The sequence below is a fragment of the Vibrio sp. ER1A genome, assembly GCF_000733315.1.
Classification (GTDB): domain Bacteria; phylum Pseudomonadota; class Gammaproteobacteria; order Enterobacterales; family Vibrionaceae; genus Vibrio; species Vibrio mediterranei.
The window spans coordinates 89,158-114,213 of sequence record NZ_JPJA01000089.1 but is presented as its reverse complement, the minus strand read 5'-3'; the positions used below and the strand labels follow the sequence as shown (position 1 = coordinate 114,213).

Here is a 25,056-nt window from a genome sequence, read left to right as displayed (position 1 = left end):
CCAGCGTTTCCAATGGTTACCCCACACATCATCGCAAGCTCCCAGGCATTACTCACCCGTCCGACGCTCGACGCCGTTAACGTCATCCGAAGGGTCAGTTAACTCGTTTCCGCTCGACTTGCATGTGTTAGGCCTGCCGCCAGCGTTCAATCTGAGCCATGATCAAACTCTTCAATTTAAGATTTTGTTCGGCTCAATGAATACTGACTTTAAACTACCTTAGTAATCTAAAGCTATTATCGTTCCAACAGAACGATAATGAATTGACTGTGCCAAGTCTTTCGACTTGATTGGTCACTCAGTTCATTGAAAACCTAAATTTGATACCGAAGTATCTAATTTGATTATCATCAACGAGTGCCCACACAGATTGATAGGTCTATATTTTTAAAGAACATTTTCTAACTCTCAAGCCGCTTCGCGTCTCGTCGTTAGGGGTGCGTATCTTACGCTTCCCGTTTTGAGAGTCAAGCGTTTTTTCAAACTTTCTTTTCTCTCTCAACCGACTCCGCTTTGTGACTTTCGTCTCACTCCGTGTCGGTGAGGCGGCATTATAGAGATCACTCAAACTATGACAAGTGTTTTTTTGAATTTATTTTCCGTTCGCACAAAAAGCCATCGATACTGTGTTTTTTCGATAAAAATTCAACATTTGAAATACATCACACCAATTAATTGGAAAAATCACACTCAACTACGTAATATTCTTATATCTATTTGTTAACGATAGATGCCATTATTCGTAAATAAAAAAGTAGTACTTTAATATGGACTCCAATAAATCTCTTTTTCTGGTAGTAGCGATTGCTATATTAGGCGGTATTGTATTTTCTCAATTCGCTGACGTACCACCAGCTGTTGCTTTTGTTATCGGTGTAGTAGCCACCTTTTTTGTTGTTAAGTTTTCTACTGCTTCACCAGCACCATCTGCAGAAACTACAAAGTCGACCAAAACTCTCTACGTCGGCAATCTTCCTTATAAAGCAAATGAATCTCACGTAAAGGAGCTCTTTGCTGAGCACGGTGAAGTATTTGCCGTTAGGTTAATGAAGGATAAGCGCACAGGTAAACGACGTGGGTTTGGTTTTGTTGTGATGGCAAGCTCCGATGCAAAAGCGGCAATCAAAGCTCTAAATGAAAAGGATTATATGCAACGTACTTTGAAAGTGCGTATTGCTAATGATCCGAAGCACCCTGAATCGGCAACAACTGAACAGGAGTAAAACAGAGTTGTCGTAATGTTTTATTTAGTGCTTCTTCTTCAAAAGGAGGAGCACTACTAAACGCCTCCATGGTTCCTTGTCCCAAAGATGCCTCTTCTATCTCCAATAGACTTTCAACTCTTCTTGCAATTGCGGCTCCTGAATCAACTAATTCAACACAGTCTCCCAATACCAATGCTATTTCTTCCCTAATAAGAGGAAAGTGGGTACAGCCTAATACTGCTACATCAATTTTTCCTTTAATCGGAGAAAGTATGAGTTCCAACTCCTGAAGGTCGACCTGCTCATTCCTCAGCTTTTGCTCTGCCATTTCAACTAATCGACTATCACCTATCAGCTTTACTTCTTTATCAGTAGCAAAGTTACGAATTAAGTCATGAGTATATTGGCGAGTAATCGTCGCTGGTGTAGCAATCAAGCCAACTGCTGTTTTAGAGAGTAGTGAAGCTGGCTTAATGGCAGGGACGACGCCAACCACAGGAATGTCTATTCGTTTTCTTAAATGAGGAAGCACAATAGTACTGGCCGTATTGCAAGCAATAACAACAATATCGACCGCTTTGCGCCGCATCATTTGTTGTATCAATGTACAGGTGCGGTTTACTAGTGTTTCCGGTGCCAATTCACCGTAGGGATAAGCCTCATTGTCGAATAGATAGATATAGTTTTCTTGAGGTAAGCGTTGGACTATTTCTTTAAATACAGAAAGTCCACCCACACCAGAGTCAAATATTAGTATATTTTTTCGATTCATTGATTAACGTATCACGCTCACTACTAACCTGTTCGCCAACATAATACTCATAACCCTATTGTCGGTAAACTTATCCGCGAAGTTCTGACTCAACGCTGTATCTTAGATGACTGAATCTCGGCGCTGATTCAATTTCAACCTGTTGAATGGAAATAGGGTGACTAAAATACCTCGAGTTACAGACTAAGGTATGGAATTCCCCATCTTCTCCACAAGGGTCAACATTATTAGGTAATTCTTGAATAAGCTCGTCGGTATAAACTTTTCCACAGAATGTTTCCGAAAGCACATTTCTATCGACTGTAACCAACACTGTCTCAATCCCTCTGGCAATGATCTCTTGTGCAAGCTTTGCGCTACTTTCACCAACCAAAGGAAAAACCGCTTCTAGCCCCGCTGGTTCGACATAGCTTTTTCTATATTCAACAATTCCATTACAGAACATGTCACCAAATGCTATCCCATCTACTGCCAAGCCAGAAGATTTTATCCCCTCAATAACGAGCGCTTGGTAAACATCGTTAGGTGGGAAAACTTCTGGTAGCTCTATCGTTACTAATGGCATCCCTAACCTATCTGCTTGCAATTGAACGACTTCTAATGGGGTTACTTGAAATGGAACCTCACCTTTGACATGAGTAGTGTAAAGACCAACGACATTATAATCTGGAGATTCCATTAGTCGTTCGAATGTAAGGGTTGAATCTTTGCCAGATGACCAACTGATGATGATGTTTTTCATTTAGGACTACCTATTAAAAAGCGCCTCTTAATTGGAGGCGCTGTTTGCTATTAGAACTGATACATGGCATTCACGTAGTAATTACGTTCTGGTGTTTTATAGCCACTCACCGTTTCATACTCTTCATCGAATAAGTTGCCAACTTTCGCACCTAGACTTAGGCCGTTATCAAAGTAGTAGGTGCCGGCAATATCAACTAACGAATAAGGGTCTAATACTTGAGTATTGGCTGCATCATTATAGCGTTTCCCTTGATATAGGTAGCTCAGCTCGAATCTCCAAGAGGCAATATTATATGAGGCATTCCACTTCCCGCTATTGCGAGCTCGTCTTACTAAGTCCTTACCAGTACTTTCATCTTTAGCATCTAGATAGTCGTACGACACCTCATGCTCAATCGCTCCGGTATCAAAACGAGTTACTAGTTCAATACCTTCAATCTTAGCTTTGTTGATATTGACGTTCGTTGAACCATTACTGGCAATCATCTTATCCACATTGCTGCGATAAGCGCCTAATCTAAATCCTAATAAAGCAAACTCACCCTCTAAAGCAATTTCAGAGGTAGCTGACTCTTCAGGGACCAGATTTGGATTACCTTCATAACAGCCCCATGGACCACACTCTTTAGGCCAATACAGTTCATTAAAAGTAGGTGCCTTAAATGCTGTTCCATGCATGGCTACAACCTTTAATTGCTCTGTGACATTCACACCACCACCTAACTGGTAAGTGGTGTAGTTTCCATAGGCACTATTGTCATCATGTCGAACATTAGCTTCTAGTGATAAGCGCTCTTGATTGTAGAGTGCACCTAAGAAGACGGCTCCATTGTCTCGAGTGTCTTTAGTCATAGCTTTAGTTGTGTTATCAACTTTATCTTTGTACCAATCAATGCCGCCCAAGAAACTCAATTCATCATTGATTTTTACGTTGTTATTCCAGTTCACCGCAACGCGGTTGGTCGAAATAGTCCCTTCTGGCGCGCCTTGACCATAAGATTTCGCTTTATCTTGATTCGTCGTCAGTGTCAGCGACGAATCAAAGTTATTACGCATATAGTCACCAGCAACACTAAAACTGTACAAATCACTATCCGACTTATCTACGCCAGTCCAAGGGTTATCAAATTCAGTATTATGTTTTTGGTAATAACCATTGGCCTTTAGTTGCCAGTTTTGATCCAATCGTTTACCCATATCGAGGACTAGATATTGACTGGTATAGCCATCGTCATCTGCATCTATTGGATTAGTGCTGGTCGGTTGGACATTGTAGCCATTACTAGACTGATGAGTGGCTGTCAGATTGAGCCATCCATTCTCCGCATCACCTAGCGATAATGTTCCACCAAGGTTGTAACTTCCAAAGCTTCCCGCTCCAGCTTTAACTCTACTTGGAGAGCCATTTTTATTAGTGGTGATAATATTAACCACACCACTTACCGCATCAGAACCATATACCGCAGCACGGGCACCACGGATAATTTCGATACGTTGCACACCATCAAGAGGAATGGCCGACAGATTCGCAGCACCTGTTGTTGCACTCCCAATTCGAACACCGTTGATTAATACCAAAGTGTTCTTACTAGAGCGACCTCGAATGTACAGTTCGGCATTTTGACCAATGCCACCTTGGTTTGCGATCTGTACGCCTGGTAAACGTCGTAATATCTCAGAAACTGATTTGGCTTGAATAGCGTCAATTTGCTCACGTTCAACAACTTCAATTGGAGCAAGAACATCTTTAAGTTGCTGTTCAACACGGTTCGCTGTCACGACCATGGTTTCATTTGCGAGTTTGCTTTGTTCACTTGGGTTTGTTGCTTCTGCCAGTGAAAAAGAAGCATAAGAAGAGAGCGATGCAGCCACTGCTATCGCCAAAAATGATTTATTCATTTGTTATGTTGTCCTAAATCGCGTAAGTCCTACCAAGCTAGCGTTGTTGTTAGTTAACGAAGCTTGGCTGCTGGCAGGTATTCGGACTCAAGAGCGTAAGGATCACAGTGAACCTAAACCTACTGCCTCGACTTCCCGTAACTCGTACAGTGTCATTTGAGGGGTCGTTCTCTTTTACCGCTGCGCGTCAGTTCTGGATTTACACCAGATTCCCTTTTCAGTGAGATTCCTTTGTCATTCTCACACCAGCTAGGCGGAATGGTATTAACAACATGGTAATTTGTCTATAACAGATTGAACTAAGCTATAGATATCCTGCCATATTGAGAGACAATTCTGGGAAAAACTGGACAACGACGGGAGATTGAATAAAATCTGCCCTCCTTTTAAAAACTCATTACCGACGATAGGCAACCACAATGGCAAATCTCGACTTCACACCAGAAGGCTACCAAATTCAGCTCGACGAAAAATCTCAACGATTGATCGATATGATGGCGCCTTATTCTGCTCCTGAACTCGAAGTATTTACTTCCCCAGAGAAGCACTATCGCATGCGTGCAGAATTCCGCGTTTGGCACGAAGGAGAGGACATGTATTACATCATGTTCAATCAAGAAACTCGTGAAAAGTATCGCGTTGACCAATTTCCAGCTGCAAGCCGCCTCATCAACGATTTGATGCCATTGCTTATGGATGCAATGAAAGGTAATGACGTTCTGCGTAAGAAACTATTCCAAGTAGACTTTCTCTCTACACTCAGTGGTGAAATTCTGGTTTCGTTGCTGTATCACCGTCAATTAGATGATGCTTGGAAAGCAGAAGCAAAAGCCCTTAAGCAACGCCTTAATGATGAGGGGTTCAAACTCAACCTCATTGGCCGTGCTCGTAAAATGAAAATCGTCTTAGACCAAGACTATGTGCTAGAAACCTTGCATGTAAATGGTCAGCCATACCACTACCAACAAGTAGAGAATAGCTTCACTCAACCAAATGGTCCCGTGGCTCAGAAAATGCTGGAATGGGCGGTGGACTGTACCCAAGAAAGCAAAGGTGACTTGCTGGAGCTTTACTGCGGTAATGGCAACTTTTCACTTGCATTGGCGCAAAACTTTGAACGCGTTCTCGCGACAGAGTTAGCCAAGCCTTCAGTTGACTCGGCACAATTCAATATCGCTGAAAACAAGATTGATAATGTACAAATTATTCGTATGTCTGCTGAAGAATTCACTGAAGCGATGGAAGGAAAGCGTGAATTCCGCCGTCTACAGCAACAGAATGTCGATTTGAAAAGCTATAACTGCAACACGATTTTTGTCGACCCACCGCGCGCAGGTATGGATATTGATACATGTAAAATGGTGCAAGGTTACCAACGTATTCTGTATATTTCGTGCAACCCAGAAACACTGAAAGACAATTTAGATGTATTGAGTGAAACTCACACTATTACTCGATTTGCGCTGTTCGACCAGTTCCCGTTTACTCATCACATCGAAGCCGGTGTGTTGTTAGAACGTAAAGCGTAATCCGCCACAGCGTAAACAAAAAAACGAGCCCAAGCGGCTCGTTTTTTATTCGCGGACATTAATAATGCCTATTAGGCTTCTTTCATAATGTAGCCAAGTTTCTTACCAATCCAAAACAGTAGAACCAATACAACGATGATCGCGAAGAAGTTGGAGCCGGCATCTGGATACTGGGCCTTAGTGAAAGCCGAATGACCAAATGCGCCAACAAAAAACGCAGCCAAACCTACCATCGGGAAGTCTTCTGGAATTGGGTTCTTTAGGTACTCTTGATATAGAGCTTGAACAGATAGAACAAGAGCTATCAGAGGAAAAATAGAGAATGCAACTTCGCTAACAGTTAGCCAAGACAACATTGCATTACCACACATACCAGCAATCAGCGCTAGCACTAGAGTTTTCTTACCGCTATTACGGCTTTCGGAGGATACTTCATTGGACATTAGTTCAACCCTTCTTTTTGACGGTTTCTTTCACGTTCTTTGCGATACCAGTGTGCGCCTTTGGCAACTATCCTAAGTTGGACAATTAACCTTTCTGCCAGTTCATATCTTTCTTTCTTATTAAGATCGAGTGCTTCAGCACCAGAACTGAATACCAAGATAACCGAAGCTTCAGCTTGAGCGATCGCTTCATCACGGTCCATGCCCGTGCTCACAAGGTATTCGGTTAATTCTGCTGAAAAATGCTGGATCTCACGAGCGACTGCGGCTCGAAAGTCAAATGATGTACCCGAACGCTCTCGCAACAATAAGCGAAAAACGTTAGGACTACTTTCAATGAACTCCATAAAGGTTTCAACCGAAGTACGAATCACACTGCCTTCTTTGACAATACGTTGGCGCGCTTGTCGCATCAATTGTCTCAGCAACAAGCCTCCTTCATCTACCATGGTGAGTCCCAATTCATCCATGTCTTTGAAGTGACGATAAAAGGACGTTGGTGCAATACCAGCCTCTCGTGCCACTTCGCGTAAACTCAAATTTGAAAAGCTGCGATCAGCACTTAACTGGCTAAAAGCAGCATCGATCAATGAACGACGCGTTTTCTCTTTTTGTTGTGCACGGATACCCATTGATTTCATGTTTTACCTAGGTTTACTTGTTGACTACCATTCATACGGTAATTGAGGGAGTGCTGGTAATATAGCGCGAATAGCCTGTTTGTATAAGCCTATGCAAAAGGATTTTTAATAAAACACTTTGTAAGTCTCACTTCACTTTGCAACTCAACATATTCTATAAAATTGGCAGCTTACAAAGGCTAAACCACGTAAGGTATGACAACTTAAGACAAATCTCGTGATCTTTCACACCCTATCACGGCAACTTGGTTTACCAAGGTTAATAATCCGTTAGAATCTCGCTAACAAGAATTTAAGCAATGTTAACGCCGCAATGCCTGCTGCTGTGCCTAAATAGGCAAGCCTAACTGGAGGTATTTTGCGTGATGCAGTTAGGTACAACGAGGAAATACACTATGAGTCGCTCCAAACATTTTGATGCCATCGTGATAGGAAGTGGACCCGGTGGTGAAGGTGCTGCTATGGGACTGACTAAAGCAGGGCTGAACGTTGCCATCATAGAAAAAGAAAGCAGCGTTGGTGGTGGATGTACTCACTGGGGTACTATCCCATCAAAGGCGCTCAGACATGCGGTCAGTCGTATTATCGAGTTCAACAGCAACCCACTGTTCTGTGGCAATAACACCAGCCTCCACTCTACCTTCTCTAATATTCTTGGTCATGCCAAAACCGTGATAGATAAGCAAACTCGACTGCGCCAAGGGTTCTATGACCGAAATGAGTGTACGTTACTGTTTGGCACGGCTCGCTTCGTCGATTCAAATACTCTGGAAGTCACGAAAACTGACGGCACCGTCGATACCTACACGGCCGATAAATTTGTTATCGCGACAGGCTCTAGACCTTATCGCCCAGACGATGTTGACTTTACCCATCCTCGTATCTACGACAGCGACTCTATATTGTCACTAGAACATGACCCAAGGCACATCATTATTTACGGTGCTGGGGTTATTGGTTGTGAATACGCCTCGATCTTCCGTGGCTTAGATGTCAAAACAGACCTTATCAATACTCGCGAGCGTCTGCTGGCATTTTTAGATAATGAAATGTCTGACTCACTGTCGTACCACTTCTGGAACAGCGGCATGATGATTCGTAATGATGAAACCTACGCCAAAATAGAAGGGACCGAAGACGGCGTCATCATTCATCTGAACTCAGGGAAGAAAATGCGCGCTGACTGCTTACTGTATGCAAATGGCCGAACGGGTAATACTGACGCGTTGAACTTATCTGCAGTGGGCCTAAGTGCTGATTCTCGTGGACAACTGAAAGTCGATAGTAACTATCAAACCGATGTTGACCACGTGTATGCCGTGGGTGATGTAATTGGTTACCCTAGTTTGGCTAGTGCAGCTTATGACCAAGGCCGTTTCGTCGCCCAAGCCATCACGCAAGGTGAAGCAGACGGTAAACTGATTGAAGACATTCCAACAGGTATCTATACCATTCCAGAAATCAGTTCTGTCGGTAAAACAGAGCAAGAACTTACCGAAGCAAAAGTCCCTTACGAAGTAGGGCGTTCATCGTTTAAACATCTTGCTCGAGCTCAGATTGCTGGCAAAGACGTGGGAAGCTTGAAGATTTTGTTCCATCGCGAAACCAAAGAAATCTTAGGTATCCACTGTTTCGGTGAGCGTGCTGCGGAAATCATCCACATCGGCCAAGCGATAATGGAACAAAAAGGCGAAGCAAATACCATCGAGTACTTTGTTAACACGACCTTTAACTATCCAACCATGGCTGAAGCCTACCGCGTAGCGGCGCTTAATGGTTTGAATCGCTTATTCTAGTGTTTAACGAAAGCATAAAAAAGGCGGCTTGATAGCCGCCTTTTTATGCTTCGAGGAAGGTTTTGCTGCGCCATTGATGCAAAAAGATCATGGCTAACCCAAAGCCTCTTATTCCCATAAAACTCAGCATGGCTAACCAAAGTGCATGGTTACCCATTCCACTTGTTATATAGAAAATGGCAAAGAAGCTACAGGTCGCAACAAACATACTGTTTCTCATATCTCGACCTTTGGTGGCCCCAATAAAGATGCCATCAAACAAGAAACACCACATAGACACCAAAGGCATAGCAATCAACCAAGGTAAGAACAGCATCGCTTGTTGCTGGACATCGGGAATACTGGTAATTAAACCAATCAAACTACTGCCCCACACCATAAAGACCACTGTCAGACCACTACAAATAATCAAGCTCCAGAAGAAGGTAGCAAGCAGCGACTCGGTCAGTGCCGTTCGACTCTTTGCACCGATCGCCTTACCGACCATGGCTTCCATCGCATAAGCAAAACCATCCATGCCATAAGAGATGATCATTAAAAAGCTCATCAACACAGCGTTAGCAGCCACAATGTCATCACCAAAAGCCGCACCTTGGAAGGTCATAAAGCTAAACGTCGCTTGTAGGCAAAGAGAGCGTAAGAAAATATCTCGGTTCAGTTTTACAAAACGACCAATATCACTGGCGACACCGGACAGCAATGAGCGTATAGCAGGCAACTGACGATGACTCCAAGTGCGCCATACGCACCAAAGTCCGAAAGCACAACCCGAGTAATCGGCGATCACGGATGCTAACGCCGCCCCTTCGACTTTCCAGCCTAAGCCGATGACAAATAGAACATCAAGCACAATATTGACAACATTGGTGATGATTACCATCCACATCGGTGCTTTGGCATTTTGTGTACCTAGTAACCAACCCAGTAGTACAAAGTTGAGTAGTGACGCAGGCGCACTCCAAGCACGAATCGAAAAATACTGGTGACCATAATATTTCACATCCTCACTAGCACTACTCAATGAGAAGACAAGGTCGGCGATGACGCTGTGCAGCAATAAAAATACCAACGCAAAGCCCAACGCCATCAGTGTTCCCTGCAAAAATACTAAGGCGAGCTGCCGATTATCCTGAGCACCATAAGATTGAGCTGTCAGCCCAGTTGTCGACATTCTAAGAAAGCCGAGTAACCAAAAGGTCACACTGATCATCGTGCTACCGAGTGCCACGCCACCGAGATACCAAGAATGCTCTAAATGACCAATAACTGCGGCATCCACTAACCCCAGAAGCGGCACGGTAATATTCGAAAGCACCATGGGAATGGCTAATAGCAAGACACGGCGATGAAGTTCAATATTAGACAGAATAGAGAAATATTGTCGAAACACACTGACCCCAAAAACAACACCACCATAGAAACTATGGTGGTGGTTAAAAAATAGTTGGGGCTATAGTAGCGTTAATTGACCCTAGGTTCCTACTCCTACCATTCAACATTGATCACGTTCGGTGTTAATCGATGCTTATAGAGTGGCAGCTTGGCGATAATACGTTGCCACTTAGACCAGCGCTGACAATGTTGGTCGATGGGTGAAAGGAGTGACACTTTATGAATCCACGGCAACCAATTCAGCAATTTCTGAGTTGGACGGCGCAGACCATGTTGATAACGCTCACCTCCCATTCTTTTCCCCAAACGAGAAGTCGTCAAATCACCAGCCAACACCACACACGCCTGAGCATGTTGAAAATAGCAACCGATCGATTGGATAAAGTGTGCAATGCGATTTTCTCTTCTTTCAAGTAGTGCTTGCTCACAAACCACCAGTACAGGTCTGTCATTTGGAACCGATAAAGATTGTAGCCAGCTCATATCATCAATAGATCCGCACCTTAATTGATAACGTTCACTCTTATGGAACAATCGTTGTCGCCAAACAAGATGTTCATTGGTATCCACTTCAACCCAATGACAACGGCCGTTATCAAGGCGATAGAATCGGGTATCGAGCCGAGCTCCAACGTTGATAACCCAGCCATCAGGGTTGGTTTCGAGAAAGCGTTTTACTTGAAGATCACAAATTTGTGTCAGTGTGGCATGGAGAAGCTGACTTTGATCTACATTACCGGTGAGACAATCGGGAGCGAGATGACAACGACGGCAAGCATGAGCTGCAATAGGGTCATAAATAATGCCATCATCTAATAGGCTTTCGCGACTTCGAAACCAAAGAGGTCGAAGCAACTTAGTTGGCACATCAAAATGCTCTGACTCACGACTCGTTTGATTTTTCATTTCCCACCCTCCGAAAGAGTGCAAATGATAATCGATATCAATTAACTTCACAAGACAAATGATAACTAATGTCATTTATCTTGTGAGCAAACGTAAAAAAAGCGACAGGAAGACCTGTCGCTTTCTATCGCCATACGGCGAAACTGTTAGCATCTTTTGATGCTTCACAAATATCCGTTTGTTATTTGTGCTTCCACTGCTAATTCTTGTTTGTCATCATCCTGATGCGTTTTCGCGTTCCCTAGCAAAGCCATTTGCGCGAGTTCTTCCTAAACCCTGTCCGTTTAAGTTCTCATCCTGAGAAAAGTTGACCATCCTTATCCGCCTGTACTCCTAGTACAAGCCAATCCGTTGTGTTTCTTCTAACCTTCCTAGTTAGACATCCTTGAAAACCATCTTGGTCTGAAATCCCTGTGTCTACTTCCTGTCGACAAGGAACAATTTACCCGAGCGAGGATTGAAAACAACCTGCAGAGCTCTTTTTTCATGTTGCCTTTACAGAGAAATGAATAAAAAACATTAATTTCAAATACTTAAATGTAGTTACTGGCAATTTAGTGACAGCAAGTATGGCAAATATCTCACAACCTCATCAGCCAAGTAGAACAATGAGAGCAACACGCTTAACGAGCAACTAGTGAGATAAGTCACCAAAAACAACAATGCCCCTTCATTCGAAGGGGCATTGTTCGCTCGGTTTGGCGTAAAGAAACTATTGTTGGGCTGCTAAGTTGTTGCAACGTTGAATTGGATTAGTGAAGACCGCCTACATACTTAGATAGGGTGTCGATATCGTCATCATTCAGCTTCTTAGCGATATCACGCATCATAGCGTTCATATCGTTAGCACGGTCACCACTGCGGAATTTCTCTAACTGAGCTTTAACATATTCAGCGTGTTGACCAGAAATTTTAGGGAAACCAGAAAGTTCTGTACCGTTACCACGAGGGCCGTGACAAGCAATACAAGCCGTAATACCACGTTCTGCATCACCAGCCATGTAAAGTACTTTACCTTGGTCAACGACATTCTCAGGGGTACTGTTTGGTGCTAGAGGCATTGAAGAGTAATACGCAGCAAGATCCGCCATATCTTGCTCAGATAGCGGCATTGCCATACCACTCATCACAGGATCGTAACGACCTTGTTTACCACTACTCGTCATACCGAGTTTCAGATCTTTTAGTTGTTTTTCAATATATTTGGCGTGTTGACCAGCAATGCTAGGGTACATGGTTAACTGACTGTTACCATCAGCTCCGTGACACGCAACACAGGTTTGGGATTTTGCTTTACCAGCTTCAATATCGCCTTGGGCCCATACTGAGCAGCTGACTACAAGACTCAAGATTAGCGCTAATTTTTTCATGACATTCCATTATAATTATCAAGCTTCCAGTACCACTACACGCCTCGCGAAACCCAACAGAATGGTGCCAAAAGGACAAAGTGAGGTAACACGGGCAATTAATACCGTTCATGGTACAATGTGTGGCCATATGCCGAGCACGGTTATTTTACACAATTTCACAAAAAAGTAATCAATCGACTACACAAAGTCGAGATGGAGTTAACAGTGAGCGTAAAAATTCATTATCAAAACACGCATTTCATAACAAGTGCACCTGATATTCGTCACTTGCCAGAAGATGAAGGAATCGAAATCGCGTTTGCAGGACGCTCCAATGCAGGTAAATCGAGTTCACTAAACCGTCTAACGAACCAAAGAGCTCTGGCTAAAACCAGTAAAACTCCAGGCCGTACTCAACTTATTAACTTATTTAAGGTTGATGAAGGTTGTCATATCGTTGACTTACCAGGATACGGCTTTGCTCAAGTACCCCTAGAAATGAAAAAGAAATGGCAGAAGTCACTGGGAGAGTACTTACAGAAGCGCAAATGTTTAAAAGGTCTTGTGGTCCTAATGGACATCAGACACCCAATGAAAGATCTCGACCAACAGCTTATTCAATGGGCGGTAGAATCTCATATTCCAGTACAAGTGCTACTGACTAAAGCAGACAAACTAAAGAGTGGTGCTCGTAAAGCGCAAGTGCTTAAAATTCGTGAAGCTGCACTGGCCTTTGGTGGCGATGTTCAAGTAGATGCGTTCTCTTCTTTGAAAGGAATTGGTGTCGACCAACTACGCAGCAAACTTGATACTTGGTTTGCTCCAGCATTTGAAATGTTAGAAGACGATATCAACGACGATATCGAAGAGTAAGCCTTCAGAAACAAAACGCCCCGCCATCCTGGCAGGGCAATGGGAGAGAGAAGATTTAGTTATTGTTTGCAAAAAGAATCTATCAAGTCCGTTGATAATTCAATTGCCTACCACGCAAAATGTGAGCTAGTCTTCTCTACCACTCCAAATCCCTCTCGTAACAAAACCCACCTTAATCTTTACCTTTCAGATAGTTACACCTGAATTATAAACATCTAAACATGGCTTAGTTCTATGTGTAAATTATCAATACTGTGAAGGTCGTTAAATTACAAACTGGATGGTAAATGGGCGTCAAAACAGAAGAAAAATGACAAGGTGTCTAAGAGATGATGCGGTAGGGAAATTTTCTTTGCCACAAGAAAAAACGCCCCAGTCAAATACTGACTGGGGCGGCTGAATCAGCCTAATCCAATAACGTGAAACAAAAGGTCTGAAAGATAGAACATCTTACCTCTGTACCCTACGCGTTCTAATGTACAACAACTGATCAGAAAATGAAACCGTTTTTGTAGTTTTTTTTCATGAAAGTTTTGTTAATAGACATAACTGTTTTAGATATAAAAACTTTTTTAATGACAAAAAAAAGCCAACGACTGTGCGCTGGCTCATGTTAATTTGCTCAAATTGCTCAAAAATTGTCTAGTGAGCCTGATCCCAGTTGTCACCGTGACCAGCTTCCGCAACCAATGGAACATCAAGCTCTGCTGCTGATTCCATCAATTTTTGTATTTTACTTTCAATTTCGCTCAAAGATGACGATTCCACTTCAAATACCAGTTCATCGTGTACTTGCATAAGAAGCTTAACCTTACCCTCACCTTCCGCTTGCACCCACTCATCAACGAGTAACATCGCTTTCTTGATGATATCTGCAGCAGTACCTTGCATAGGCGCGTTGATCGCCGCTCGCTCCGCTGCTTTACGACGCATACCATTACGCGATTTGATTTCTGGTAGATGTAGGCGACGACCAAAGATGGTTTCCACATAACCTTTTTCAGCCGCCAACGAGCGCGTGTCTTCCATGTACTGCATCACACCTGGATAACGCTCAAAATAGGTATCCATATATTGTTGCGCTTCACCACGAGGAATACCTAACTGCTTAGATAAGCCAAATGCACTCATGCCATAGATAAGACCAAAGTTAATCGCTTTTGCACGGCGACGTTGTTCACTGGTCACCTGCTCAATATCGACACCAATGATCTCTGCCGCCGTTGCCGCGTGGATATCTTTACCATTTTTGAACGCATCCAATAGCGCTTTGTCACCAGACAGATGGGCCATAATTCGCAGTTCAATTTGAGAATAGTCGACAGCAAGAATCTTCCATCCATGCGGCGCAATAAACGCTTGTCGAATACGGCGTCCTTCTTCATTACGAATTGGAATATTCTGCAAGTTTGGATCAGTCGACGACAAACGGCCAGTCGCCGTTACGGCTTGGTGGTATGACGTATGAACACGGCCTGTTTCTGGATTGATCATCTTAGGAAGCTTGTCAGTATAAGTCGACTTCAGTTTAGCCAACCCACGATATTCCAAAATCAGCTTTGGTAATGGATAGTCTAGCGCTAGCTCTTGTAGCACTTCTTCATTAGTAGAAGGCGCACCGGATGGCGTCTTTTTGATTACAGGTAAGCCCATCTTCTCAAAGAAAATGGTTTGAAGCTGTTTTGGCGAGCTTAAGTTGAACTCTTGTCCGGCAATCTCAAACGCCTTTTGCTCCAGCTCATCCAGTCTTGCTGCAATTTCCTGAGACTGCGCGCCTAACAACATATCATCAATCAGTACCCCCGTACGTTCAATGCGAGAAAGAACTGGCACCAGTGGTACTTCAATATCTTGGTAAATACGATTCAGCGCTTCATTTTTCTCAAGCTCTGCATTCAAACGCTGATGGAGTCGGAAGGTCACGTCAGCATCTTCTGCAGCATAAGGCGATGCCTGCTCAAGATCGATCTGGTTAAAAGTGAGCTGCGCTTTACCTTTACCTGCAATTTGTTCGAAAGAGATACAGCTATGTTGCAAGAAACGCAGAGCAAGGCTATCCATATCATGCTTGCCCCCAACACTGTTATAGACATAAGACGCTAGCATAGTGTCAAATTTGATGCCTTTAAGCTCAATATCGTAACGAGCTAATACGCTGGCATCGTATTTTAGGTTTTGCCCAACCTTAGCAATAGCATCATCTTCTAATAGCGGCTTCAACTGCTCTAAAACCCACTGACGATCAAGCTGCTCAGGCGCGCCAATATAGTCGTGAGCTACAGGGACATATGCCGCCACCCCTTCTTCAATCGCAAATGACAGACCAACAAGGTTCGCCACCATATAATCTAGGCTGTCGGTTTCAGTATCAAAAGCGATAACAGGAGCAGATTTCAGTTTCTCTAACCAGCTGTTAAAGCTCTCTTCAGTCAGGATGGTTTCATAGGCACTGCGATCAATGGTGACTTGTGACGTGTCCATCTCAGATTGTTCGTCACTTTGAGATGCACTGGTGGTTTTTCTTGCTGCGCTCTCCACTGCTTCAACTTCACCAGTACCACCTTCAAGTAGCTCATTTAACCATGACTTAAAGGTAAGCTGACCGTACAGTTTAGTCAGTTCATCCACGTTCGGTTGCTGCTTTAAAAGAGACTCTGGCGTGCAGTCTAATTCGACATCAAGCTTAATCGTCGCTAACTCATAAGACAAAACTGCATTATCTTTATGCTCTGTAAGTTTCTTAGCCATGGTTTTAGAACCACGGAAACCGAGCGGTGCGATATCATCTAAGCGTTCATAAAGATCTTTGATCCCACCAATGCCTTGAAGCAATGCCGTCGCAGTTTTATCGCCGACGCCAGGGACACCTAGAATGTTATCCACTTTATCGCCCATTAGAGCAAGATAATCGATGATAAGCTCTGGTGGAATGCCAAACTTCTCTACCACACCTTCTCGATCCATCACTACGTTGGTCATGGTGTTGATCAGCGTAACATTATCATCCACAAGCTGAGCCATATCTTTATCACCGGTACTAATCAGCACAGGCATACCTGCTAGCGATGCTTGATGGGCCAAGGTACCGATAACGTCATCCGCTTCCACACCCGGTACACAGATCAATGGAAGACCCATGGCTCTAATCACATTATGCAAAGGCTCAATCTGACATCTCAAATCATCCGGCATTGGAGGACGGTTTGCCTTGTATTCCGGATACATATCATCACGGAAAGTTTTACCTTTCGCATCAAACACCACCGCAATTCGCTCAGAAGCAAATTGACGCATCATGCTTCTCAGCATGTTCACTACACCGTAAACCGCATTGGTTGGTATTTCACCATTGCTCATCGTTTCTGGGTAGGCGTGGAAAGCTCGGTAAAGATAGGAAGATCCATCAATGAGAATCAGTGGGTTGTCTGGTATATGAGCCATGTCTAATTATCCAAGATTGCAGGTTATAAGCTATAAGAATGCCACGTCTCATAGCACTATGCCACGACCTTTCACTGGCTATATACACAGCTTAAGAATAATATTGGCGATTATGGCATCACCTTCTGTGGATAAGTCTGTTTATATAGTTGTTTTAAATCGAAGTGGATAACTAAAAAAGAACAAAAACTTTATAATAAGCCTTTGTTTTATATGTAAATANATTCAGATCTACATGTATAACTATGATCCTTTCAGGATCAAGCTATGTGGAAAACCTTCTTTTACAGAAAGCAATCGTTGCAGAATTATGTTCTATTTATAACCGCTCAAATAATGCTCAATCACTAGGCAGAAAAAAAGCGACATCAAGGATGTCGCCTAGCAAAAATAGGAGGAGGTTATCTCATTATCTGAGTACATCTAACCGACCAAAAAGCTATAAATACACTGGAAGCAATGTGAGCAATGTCGTGTCAAAAAGAACCAAGCTTGATTGAAATCTGGTCACTAGTGCGACTGAAGTAATCAGAACCTTTTTCCTTAGGACAAGTTAATAGTAATCATTCTCATTTAAATCGTCAACAACTAATTGAGAATTTTTCTCATTAAATTTTTATCACCATCAGCCATCTTCCATTTATTTATATTTTACAGATACTTAATAAAGTTAATTCTGGTTTCAATCACTAACGGCTTCGGCTCACAGTCATAGATAAAGTATCCATTTTTTATCAGCAGCCTTAACATGGATGGAAACTGATTACGCGATTTAACCGTAATGTGTTGGTAACCTTGTTGCTTCGCCCAGCGTTCTTGGTGCTCCATCAGAACTTGAGCAACACCTTGTTTTCTTGCCACAGGAGAGACTCCGCCGAACCAGCTGTAAAAATTAGCCTCATCAATCTGATAGCCAATTTTAAAGCCCAGCAAGACTCCCGCTTTTTCTGCCACTAATATCAGGTGCTTGTGGCCATTCAAGCGTGCTTGCAGGCTTTCGATGGTTTCTTTGTGAGCAAATTCCTCGATAAGTTCAACGATACTCACCACCTCTTCAAGCGTTCCTTCACGAACCAACATATCATTCACTCCTAACTGTTATTGGCAAAACTAAAAAAGCCGGTTTATACAACCGGCTTTTCACACTCAAGAATGTCGCTAATCTAAGCTAACTATTTCAAGAAGGTCTTTGCTTGACCATTTTCTTCAGCTAGCCACTCCGCGACATCTTTAGCAAAGTAAGTAAGAATACCATCTGCGCCAGCACGCTTGAAGCAAAGCAAAGACTCTAAGACTGTCTCACGCTCTTTCAACCAGCCATTTTGAATCGCAGCTTTGTGCATCGCATATTCACCGGACACTTGATAAGCAAAAGTCGGTACTTGTAGCTCACTTCGTACGCGACGTACTACATCCAAATAAGGCATACCTGGCTTCACCATCACCATATCTGCGCCTTCATTGATGTCCATTGCTACTTCATGCAAGGCTTCATCACTGTTAGCCGGATCCATTTGGTAGTTTTTCTTATTCCCGCCCTTCAAGTTCGATGCAGAACCAACGGCATCTCGGAATGGACCATAGTAATTTGACGCGTATTTTGCAGAGTAAGCCATGATTTGCGTATGAATATAGCCAGCTTCTTCAAGCGCTTCACGAATTCGACCAATACGCCCATCCATCATGTCAGATGGGGCAACCACGTCCGCACCAGCTTCTGCATGAGATAACGCCTGTTTGACTAGTACTTCTGTCGTCTCATCATTTTGCACATAGCCGTCTTCATCGATAATGCCATCTTGACCATGCGTGGTAAACGGGTCGAGCGCCACATCGGTAATCACACCCATTTGGGGTACATTCTGTTTTAGTAGGCGCACTGCACGTTGCACCAAACCCTCTGGGTTGTGTGCTTCAGCTGCACAAAGACTTTTCGCGTCTTGGGTGACGACTGGGAAAAGAGCAATGGCAGGAACGCCAAGCTGAGCCAAATATTCCGCTTCTTCCAGCATCAAGTCTATAGATAGACGCTCAATACCCGGCATAGAATCTACCGTCTCTCTGCGGTTTTTCCCCATAAGAATAAACATTGGATAGATCAAATCATCCACCGACACTTTATTCTCCGCCATCAAACGTCGGCTGAAATCATGCTTGCGCATACGGCGCATACGTCGTGCTGGGAATTGACCTTGAATCGATACAGACACCTTTCTCTCCTTGTCTGGACAAATGCGAAAACCAAGCATATCACTCTTGTTTCATCATGCTAGTAGTAAAATTGGAAAATGCTAAATCAGAAACGATATACTCAACCTATTATTTGATCAGTGAAATTACAATGACGCGACTATGATAGATACACACGCTCACATCTACGCTACAGAATTTGATAACGATCGCGACGAGGTCGTACAACGAGCTCGCGCTGCAGGCATCGAACATATCCTGTTACCCAACATTGATTTAGAGTCTATTGAGCCCATGCTGGCCACCGAAGCCGCCTACCCAGAGCTGTGTCGCTCAATGATGGGACTTCACCCTTGCTACGTGGATGGCGACGTCGAGCAGACCTTAAAAACCATTTACTCTTGGTTTGATAAGCACAACTTTATCGCCGTTGGTGAAATAGGCATAGATCTATATTGGGACAAGACCTATAAAGCGGAACAAGAACGCGCTTTTATTACCCAGCTAAACTGGGCGAAAGAGCTCGACTTGCCAGTTGTTGTTCATACCCGAGATTCAATTGAAGAAACCCTAACTCTGCTAAAAGGTGAGCAAGATGGCAACCTTTCTGGCGTATTCCATTGTTTTGGCGGTAACTTGGATGAAGCCAAAGCCATTAATGACCTAGGCTTTCATCTTGGTCTTGGTGGCGTATCAACATTCAAAAACTCCGGCATGGACATTGTGATACCAGAATTAGACTTAGGCTGGGTGATTCTTGAGACAGATTGTCCTTACCTAGCGCCTGTCCCACATCGTGGTAAACGAAATGAACCAGCTTACACTGAGTTAGTCTTAAAGCGTATCGCAGACGTTCGAACTATGAGCGAACAGCAGATCTTGGACATCACTACACAAAATGCTAAATCACTATTTAGATTGTAAGTTTTTGTTTATTCATATCAAACTGTGACATTCCTCCAATTTTGATATGGTGTAGTTGCATATCAGGGAGTAGAATACGTGACCGTGCTATATGCCAATGATTTGATAATAAAAAAGGCATATTCCCTAATACCAAGAACCTGGGGAGGTCGCTTATGTGTAAACATGGAAATTTACTACAACGACAAAAACGTACGCTATGGCAAAAGCTTAGGGGCATAAAAGAGATCTACGTATGCTCAAGGTGTGGACATATCGTCACGGTGAAATAAAAAATAGCGGCCAAAGTAGCCGCTATTTTTTATTGTTTTTGAATGGTTATGCGTCTTCTGCTTCAGACTCTTCCTCGTCATCTTTGCGAGTATAAAATCTTGCAAAGAACAACCCGACTTCAAACAGCAAACACATAGGTATGGCGAGCAAGGTTTGAGAAATCATATCTGGTGGCGTCAGCATCATACCGACAACAAACGCACCAACAACAATGTATGGTCGCTTCTGTTTGAGACTCTCTACCGACGTCGCACCTGTCCAACACAATAAGATAATCGCGACAGGCACTTCAAACGCGATACCAAACGCCAAGAAGAGTGCAAGTACAAAGTCAAGATAGCTCGAAATGTCCGTCGCAAATTCCACCCCACCTAAGGAAATGGCAGTAAAGAAGCCAAACACTAGTGGGAATACGACAAAGTACGCAAATGCCACGCCACAGTAAAACAACAGCGAGCTTGAGAACATCAATGGCATCACCAGCCGTCTTTCATGCTTATACAAACCGGGGGCAACAAACGCCCAGACTTGATAAAGGATGAAAGGAACCGCAATAAAGATGGACGCAATGAGCGTCAATTTCAGTGGCGTAAAAAATGGCGAAGCAACGTCAGTTGCTATCATCGTTGCACCTTCAGGTAGTCGTTCTACCAAAGGCTTAGAAACGAAATCGTATATATCGCCGGAGAAATAAACCAAAGCCAGAAAAACCACTAACACAGCCGCAATCGCTCGCAGTAGTCGATTTCTTAGCTCAAGCAGGTGACTAATCAAAGGCTGTGTCTGTTCGACGCTAGACATGAAAACCTCGAATAAAATAAAAGTGCTAAGAGAAGGTTTATCTCATTGGCACTTTCGGAATGAAAACGATAAGGGCTGAAGCTCAGCCCTTATTAAGATTTTTTTCTGGAGACTCATTCTCAACAGGCTTTGCCACTTCAGCAGCAGGTGCTTTTGCACTGGCTTCCGATGTCGACGCTTTTGGTTTGTCACTCGCATAAGGACGAGTCACCTCTTGCGCGGCCTGTTTCAGTTCCTCCACCGAACTTTTCAGTTCAGGAGAGAGGTCTTCCATGCCCATTTTCTCAGCTTTTTTCAGGTTCTCTTGAAGCTCTTGCACCTTGAGTTCGTGTGAAAGCTCATCTTTGACATTATTTGCCATAGCCTTCGCAGAGCTGATAAAACGAGAAACACTTCGGATTGCAGTTGGTAGACGTTCTGGTCCTAGAACGACTAGACCAACTACTGAAATGAGTACCAGTTCCCAAAAACCGATATCAAACACGAATTATGCCTGCTCTTTATCTTTCTTCGCTTCTGTCGATGCGTCTGCTGTTTGCTTTTGCTCGATGTTCTTTGGCTCAAAATCAGCGTCTTTCGTGTCTGATTTCGCCGTTGTGTTGTCATCTTCACTCATGGCTTTCTTAAAGCCTTTTACCGCACCACCAAGATCGCCACCGATACCGCGTAATTTCTTAGTACCAAATAGCAAAACAACGATCACGGCAATAATAAGAAGTTGCCAAATACTAATACCACCCATTCTTTCTACCTCGGGTCTTGATTAACAAATAAAAAATTAATACGAGTTTATCGCTTAACGTCTGTAAGTACGCCAACTTAACAGCCAAAATGTGATACCAACAGCGCCTGACAATGCAGATAACTGCTGATATGACCCTCCCAGTAATATGGCAGAGCATACGATTAAAGTTGCACCAACGCCAAACAAAAATTTACCTGTACCTTGTTGCCGTTTTGTTTCACGGTATCCTTGATACAGCATGTCCATGCGTTGATTCATAGCCTTACCTTGTTTAAGGCTATCGTACAGCAACTCTGGTAGTTCCGGTAACTTTTCTGCCCAAAACGGAGCGCGTTCTTTAATTCCGTTTATAACAGCTTGCGGCCCTACTTGGTTCGCCATCCATTTTTCTAAAAATGGTTTCGCCGTCTCCCATAAGTCTAGCTGCGGATAGAGCTGTCTGCCTAACCCCTCAACATAAAGCAAAGTCTTTTGCAGTAAGACAAGCTGGGGCTGTACTTCCATATTGAACCGGCGCGCGGTATTAAATAGATTCAGTAACACATGGCCGAAAGAGATTTCGCACAAAGGTTTGGCGAAAATTGGCTCACACACCATGCGAATAGCAAACTCAAATTCATCAACGTTAGTATCGGTTGGCACCCAACCGGAGTCGACATGCAGCTCAGCTACCTTACGATAGTCACGGTTAAAGAAAGCAAGGAAGTTTTCCGCCAGATAACGTTTATCTTCGCTATTTAACGTACCCACAATGCCGCAATCTAAACCAATCCAAAGTGGGTTCTCTGGGTGCTCATAGCTAACAAACACATTACCTGGATGCATATCGGCATGGAAAAAGCTGTCACGAAACACCTGAGTAAAGAATACGCTCACACCACGTTCAGCTAACAGCTTCATATTGGTGCCATTCGCTTCAAGTGTCTGAATATCAGACACTTGAATACCATATATTCGCTCAGAAACCATTAAGCTCTCGCTACTGAAGTCCGGCATAACTTCAGGAACATAAAGCTCTTCACTGCCTTCGAAATTACGACGCAATTGAATTGCATTGGCCGCTTCACGTCTTAAATCAAGCTCATCCAATAAGGTCTTTTCGTATTCGCGCACCACTTCAACAGGTTTTAACCTGCGAGCGTCCGGTAGAGCTTTCGACACTATCCTAGCCATGCGATACATCAGCTTAAGATCTGCATCAATAACAGGACGAATATCTGGACGAATCACTTTCAAGACGACTTCTTGCCCAGTGTCTTTCAGCTTAGCAGTATGAACCTGAGCAATTGAGGCCGATGCCAAGGGTTCAATATCAAAATCATCAAACCATTGTTCAATAGGGCCACCGAGAGCCAGTTCCATTTGCGACTTGGCTAAGTGTCCATCAAATGGCGACACTTGGTCTTGAAGTAGCGCAAGTTGATCAGCAATATGCGGAGGGAATAGATCCCGACGCGTTGACATCATTTGACCAAATTTAATCCATACTGGACCCAACTCTTGCAGTGCCAACCTAAGCCTTTCACCAAGCGGCTTGTCTGGATGTTTATTCTTCATCCAGAACAAAGATTTGCGCGCTAGCAACGGGGCTTTGGTGAGCTGATGCGTGGGCATCAACTCATCTAAGCCATACTCAAGCTGAACCTTTATGATTCGATAAAGACGTTTGATTTCACTTGGAGTCATGCGCGCTCCGCCGATGCATCATTAGAATCATCGCTTGATGTCGCTTCAATTAAACGCTCCAAACGCACACTCAGTCTATCTGCTTGGCTACGCACTTCATCAACGTCGTCACAAAATGCTGCTACCGCTAACGGTGGCGGAGCAATTTTCCACTCTTCCGTTAATACTTGACCAAAGTGGTCTTGGTGCTTTGCAGCTTGTGATGCGAAGAAAGAAAAGAGCCCTTTCGCTCCTTGGACCGCAGTATGTGCCACCACATCACCAGTTACACGGGATAACCACTCTTCTAGATCTGGTTTGCAATCGGTTAGCAGAGCAGAAAACTTCTGAGCCAGCTGAATGTCACCTTCCAATTGCAACTTATCCTGTTTGATAAGCTTGGTGATATTCGCCTGCTCTTTTAGTTCAGGAAGTACCGAAAGGTTTAAAGATAAATAACAGTCCGGCTCACCCTCATAATTGGAAAGAACATCCAACTGATGACTAAACACAAAAGTGAGTGACTTATTAAACTCACGCAAATGAACTTGAATAATCTGACCTTTAAGACGCGCAACGCGCTTAACCAACGCATCGTCATCTTTGATTAAGGTATTGAGCGTGGTTTCCACCACCGCGGTGACTAATGGGTCAAAGGGCATAGCTCAGTCCTTAGAATTTGTATCCACGGTGCAGCGCAACAATACCACCCGTTAGGTTGAAGTATTTGGTCTGCTCAAAGCCAGCGTCTTTCATCATGCCTTCCAGAGTCTCTTGATCTGGATGCATTCGAATAGATTCAGCAAGATAACGATAACTTTCTGCATCGTTCGCTACCAATTCACCCATTTTCGGCAACAGATGGAAAGAATACGCATCGTAAACTTTAGATAGAGGCTCAAGGATAGGTTTTGAAAACTCAAGTACCAGTAAGCGACCACCCGGCTTCAGTACGCGATACATAGAACGCAGCGCCTTGTCTTTATCGGTCACGTTACGTAGACAGAAACTGATAGTAATACAGTCAAAGTAATTATCTGGGAATGGCAGCTCTTCAGCATTAGCCTGAACGTAATGAACGTTACCGACAATACCAGTATCACGCAATTTGTCGCGACCCACATTCAACATGGAGTTGTTGATGTCAGCGAGAATCACATGACCTTTGTCACCAACGATACGAGAAAACTTAGCCGTCAGGTCACCAGTACCACCACCAAGATCAAGGATACGTTGACCCGGTCTCGCACCACTGCAATCAATAGTAAAGCGCTTCCATAAGCGGTGAACACCACCAGACATCAAATCGTTCATGATGTCGTATTTTGCTGCTACCGAGTGAAATACCTCAGCAACTTTTGTCACTTTTTCTTCTTTCGCGACTGTTGTGAAACCAAAGTGTGTGGTTTCGTCTTGTTGATTAAGCTGATTTGATTGCACGTTACTATCCGTCATTATTCTTCCT

Annotated in this window: 23 protein-coding genes, 1 rRNA gene and 1 riboswitch; of the genes, 5 read left to right on the top strand and 19 right to left on the bottom strand. The window is 43.5% G+C overall.

The features are described 5' to 3' along the window. Positions 1–178 (bottom strand): 16S ribosomal RNA (locus tag HW45_RS18190); the annotation flags it as partial. A gap of 589 nt (positions 179–767) precedes the next feature. Here HW45_RS18190 and HW45_RS18185 point away from each other — a divergent pair. After that, entirely contained in the window at positions 768–1,223 is a 456-nt protein-coding gene (locus tag HW45_RS18185) for an RNA recognition motif domain-containing protein (RefSeq protein ID WP_038228750.1), read from the top strand. On the opposite strand, the gene murI is transcribed toward HW45_RS18185, so the two are convergent. From murI to HW45_RS18170, 3 genes are all read right to left on the bottom strand, one after another. Then, positions 1,177–1,977, bottom strand: a complete 801-nt coding sequence (gene murI, locus HW45_RS18180) for a glutamate racemase (protein ID WP_038228749.1) — start codon at positions 1,975–1,977, stop codon at positions 1,177–1,179. The two genes, HW45_RS18185 and murI, sit on opposite strands and share 47 nt — an antisense overlap. 70 nt (positions 1,978–2,047) lie before the next feature. Further along, positions 2,048–2,719, bottom strand: a complete 672-nt coding sequence (locus HW45_RS18175; protein WP_038228748.1) for an ATPase — start codon at positions 2,717–2,719, stop codon at positions 2,048–2,050. 50 nt (positions 2,720–2,769) lie between these two features. Further along, complete coding sequence (locus tag HW45_RS18170; RefSeq protein ID WP_038228745.1) at positions 2,770–4,620, bottom strand: TonB-dependent receptor domain-containing protein; 1,851 nt, start codon at positions 4,618–4,620, stop codon at positions 2,770–2,772. Positions 4,621–4,675: 55 nt separating this feature from the next. Then, positions 4,676–4,885, bottom strand: a riboswitch (cobalamin riboswitch). Between the two features lie 154 nt (positions 4,886–5,039). Between HW45_RS18170 and trmA the strand changes: the two genes are divergently transcribed. Beyond that, a complete protein-coding gene (gene trmA / locus HW45_RS18165; protein WP_031493059.1) occupies positions 5,040–6,149 on the top strand; it encodes a tRNA (uridine(54)-C5)-methyltransferase TrmA in 1,110 nt (369 codons plus the stop codon). A 71-nt stretch (positions 6,150–6,220) separates the two neighbouring features. Here trmA and HW45_RS18160 read toward each other — a convergent pair whose 3' ends face one another. After that, positions 6,221–6,592, bottom strand: a complete 372-nt coding sequence (locus HW45_RS18160; RefSeq protein WP_006075523.1) for a YijD family membrane protein — start codon at positions 6,590–6,592, stop codon at positions 6,221–6,223. Further along, entirely contained in the window at positions 6,592–7,233 is a 642-nt protein-coding gene (gene fabR, locus HW45_RS18155) for an HTH-type transcriptional repressor FabR (protein WP_006075522.1), read from the bottom strand. Before fabR ends, HW45_RS18160 begins: the two co-directional genes overlap by 1 nt. A gap of 395 nt (positions 7,234–7,628) precedes the next feature. Between fabR and sthA the strand changes: the two genes are divergently transcribed. Next, positions 7,629–9,029: a Si-specific NAD(P)(+) transhydrogenase gene (gene sthA, locus HW45_RS18150; RefSeq protein ID WP_038228742.1), complete on the top strand. Its 1,401-nt coding sequence runs from the start codon at positions 7,629–7,631 to the stop codon at positions 9,027–9,029. A gap of 43 nt (positions 9,030–9,072) precedes the next feature. Here the strand turns inward: sthA and dinF are convergent, their stop codons facing one another. From dinF to HW45_RS18135, 3 genes are all read right to left on the bottom strand, one after another. Next, positions 9,073–10,419 carry an MATE family efflux transporter DinF gene (gene dinF, locus HW45_RS18145; RefSeq protein WP_038228740.1) on the bottom strand — a complete coding sequence of 449 codons (1,347 nt, stop codon included), beginning with the start codon at positions 10,417–10,419 and terminating at the stop codon, positions 9,073–9,075. A gap of 95 nt (positions 10,420–10,514) precedes the next feature. Continuing rightward, a complete protein-coding gene (locus HW45_RS18140; RefSeq protein ID WP_038228738.1) occupies positions 10,515–11,327 on the bottom strand; it encodes a class I SAM-dependent methyltransferase in 813 nt (270 codons plus the stop codon). Between the two features lie 752 nt (positions 11,328–12,079). Next, positions 12,080–12,697, bottom strand: a complete 618-nt coding sequence (locus tag HW45_RS18135) for a c-type cytochrome (protein WP_031493056.1) — start codon at positions 12,695–12,697, stop codon at positions 12,080–12,082. 195 nt (positions 12,698–12,892) lie between these two features. On the opposite strand from HW45_RS18135, the gene yihA reads away from it, so the two are divergent. Further along, positions 12,893–13,552 carry a ribosome biogenesis GTP-binding protein YihA/YsxC gene (gene yihA, locus HW45_RS18130; protein WP_031493055.1) on the top strand — a complete coding sequence of 220 codons (660 nt, stop codon included), beginning with the start codon at positions 12,893–12,895 and terminating at the stop codon, positions 13,550–13,552. 401 nt (positions 13,553–13,953) lie between these two features. Here yihA and HW45_RS30365 read toward each other — a convergent pair whose 3' ends face one another. The 4 genes from HW45_RS30365 to hemB form a co-directional block, all read right to left on the bottom strand. Next, entirely contained in the window at positions 13,954–14,001 is a 48-nt protein-coding gene (locus HW45_RS30365) for a hypothetical protein (RefSeq protein ID WP_438356636.1), read from the bottom strand. A 193-nt stretch (positions 14,002–14,194) separates the two neighbouring features. Then, positions 14,195–16,993, bottom strand: coding sequence for a DNA polymerase I (gene polA / locus HW45_RS18125; protein WP_038228736.1), 2,799 nt, complete (start codon positions 16,991–16,993; stop codon positions 14,195–14,197). A 651-nt stretch (positions 16,994–17,644) separates the two neighbouring features. Further along, entirely contained in the window at positions 17,645–18,073 is a 429-nt protein-coding gene (locus HW45_RS18120) for a GNAT family N-acetyltransferase (protein ID WP_038228734.1), read from the bottom strand. A 92-nt stretch (positions 18,074–18,165) separates the two neighbouring features. Beyond that, entirely contained in the window at positions 18,166–19,203 is a 1,038-nt protein-coding gene (gene hemB, locus HW45_RS18115; protein ID WP_006072195.1) for a porphobilinogen synthase, read from the bottom strand. Positions 19,204–19,345: 142 nt separating this feature from the next. On the opposite strand from hemB, the gene HW45_RS18110 reads away from it, so the two are divergent. Continuing rightward, on the top strand, positions 19,346–20,107 hold the full coding sequence (locus tag HW45_RS18110; RefSeq protein ID WP_038228732.1) for a TatD family hydrolase: 762 nt from the start codon (positions 19,346–19,348) through the stop codon (positions 20,105–20,107). A gap of 318 nt (positions 20,108–20,425) precedes the next feature. Here HW45_RS18110 and tatC read toward each other — a convergent pair whose 3' ends face one another. From tatC to ubiE, 6 genes are all read right to left on the bottom strand, one after another. After that, on the bottom strand, positions 20,426–21,181 hold the full coding sequence (tatC, locus tag HW45_RS18105; protein WP_038228730.1) for a twin-arginine translocase subunit TatC: 756 nt from the start codon (positions 21,179–21,181) through the stop codon (positions 20,426–20,428). 82 nt (positions 21,182–21,263) lie between these two features. After that, complete coding sequence (gene tatB, locus HW45_RS18100; protein WP_038228727.1) at positions 21,264–21,665, bottom strand: Sec-independent protein translocase protein TatB; 402 nt, start codon at positions 21,663–21,665, stop codon at positions 21,264–21,266. Between the two features lie 3 nt (positions 21,666–21,668). Beyond that, positions 21,669–21,923 (bottom strand): Sec-independent protein translocase subunit TatA, encoded by a 255-nt coding sequence (gene tatA, locus HW45_RS18095; protein ID WP_006072188.1) that lies wholly within the window; start codon positions 21,921–21,923, stop codon positions 21,669–21,671. 54 nt (positions 21,924–21,977) lie between these two features. Beyond that, on the bottom strand, positions 21,978–23,612 hold the full coding sequence (gene ubiB / locus HW45_RS18090) for a ubiquinone biosynthesis regulatory protein kinase UbiB (RefSeq protein ID WP_038228725.1): 1,635 nt from the start codon (positions 23,610–23,612) through the stop codon (positions 21,978–21,980). Continuing rightward, positions 23,609–24,253 (bottom strand): ubiquinone biosynthesis accessory factor UbiJ, encoded by a 645-nt coding sequence (locus HW45_RS18085; protein ID WP_006072185.1) that lies wholly within the window; start codon positions 24,251–24,253, stop codon positions 23,609–23,611. The genes ubiB and HW45_RS18085 overlap by 4 nt, the downstream gene beginning before the upstream one ends. Positions 24,254–24,263: 10 nt before the next feature. Next, positions 24,264–25,046 (bottom strand): bifunctional demethylmenaquinone methyltransferase/2-methoxy-6-polyprenyl-1,4-benzoquinol methylase UbiE, encoded by a 783-nt coding sequence (gene ubiE, locus HW45_RS18080; RefSeq protein WP_006072183.1) that lies wholly within the window; start codon positions 25,044–25,046, stop codon positions 24,264–24,266. Positions 25,047–25,056: the final 10 nt, after the last annotated feature.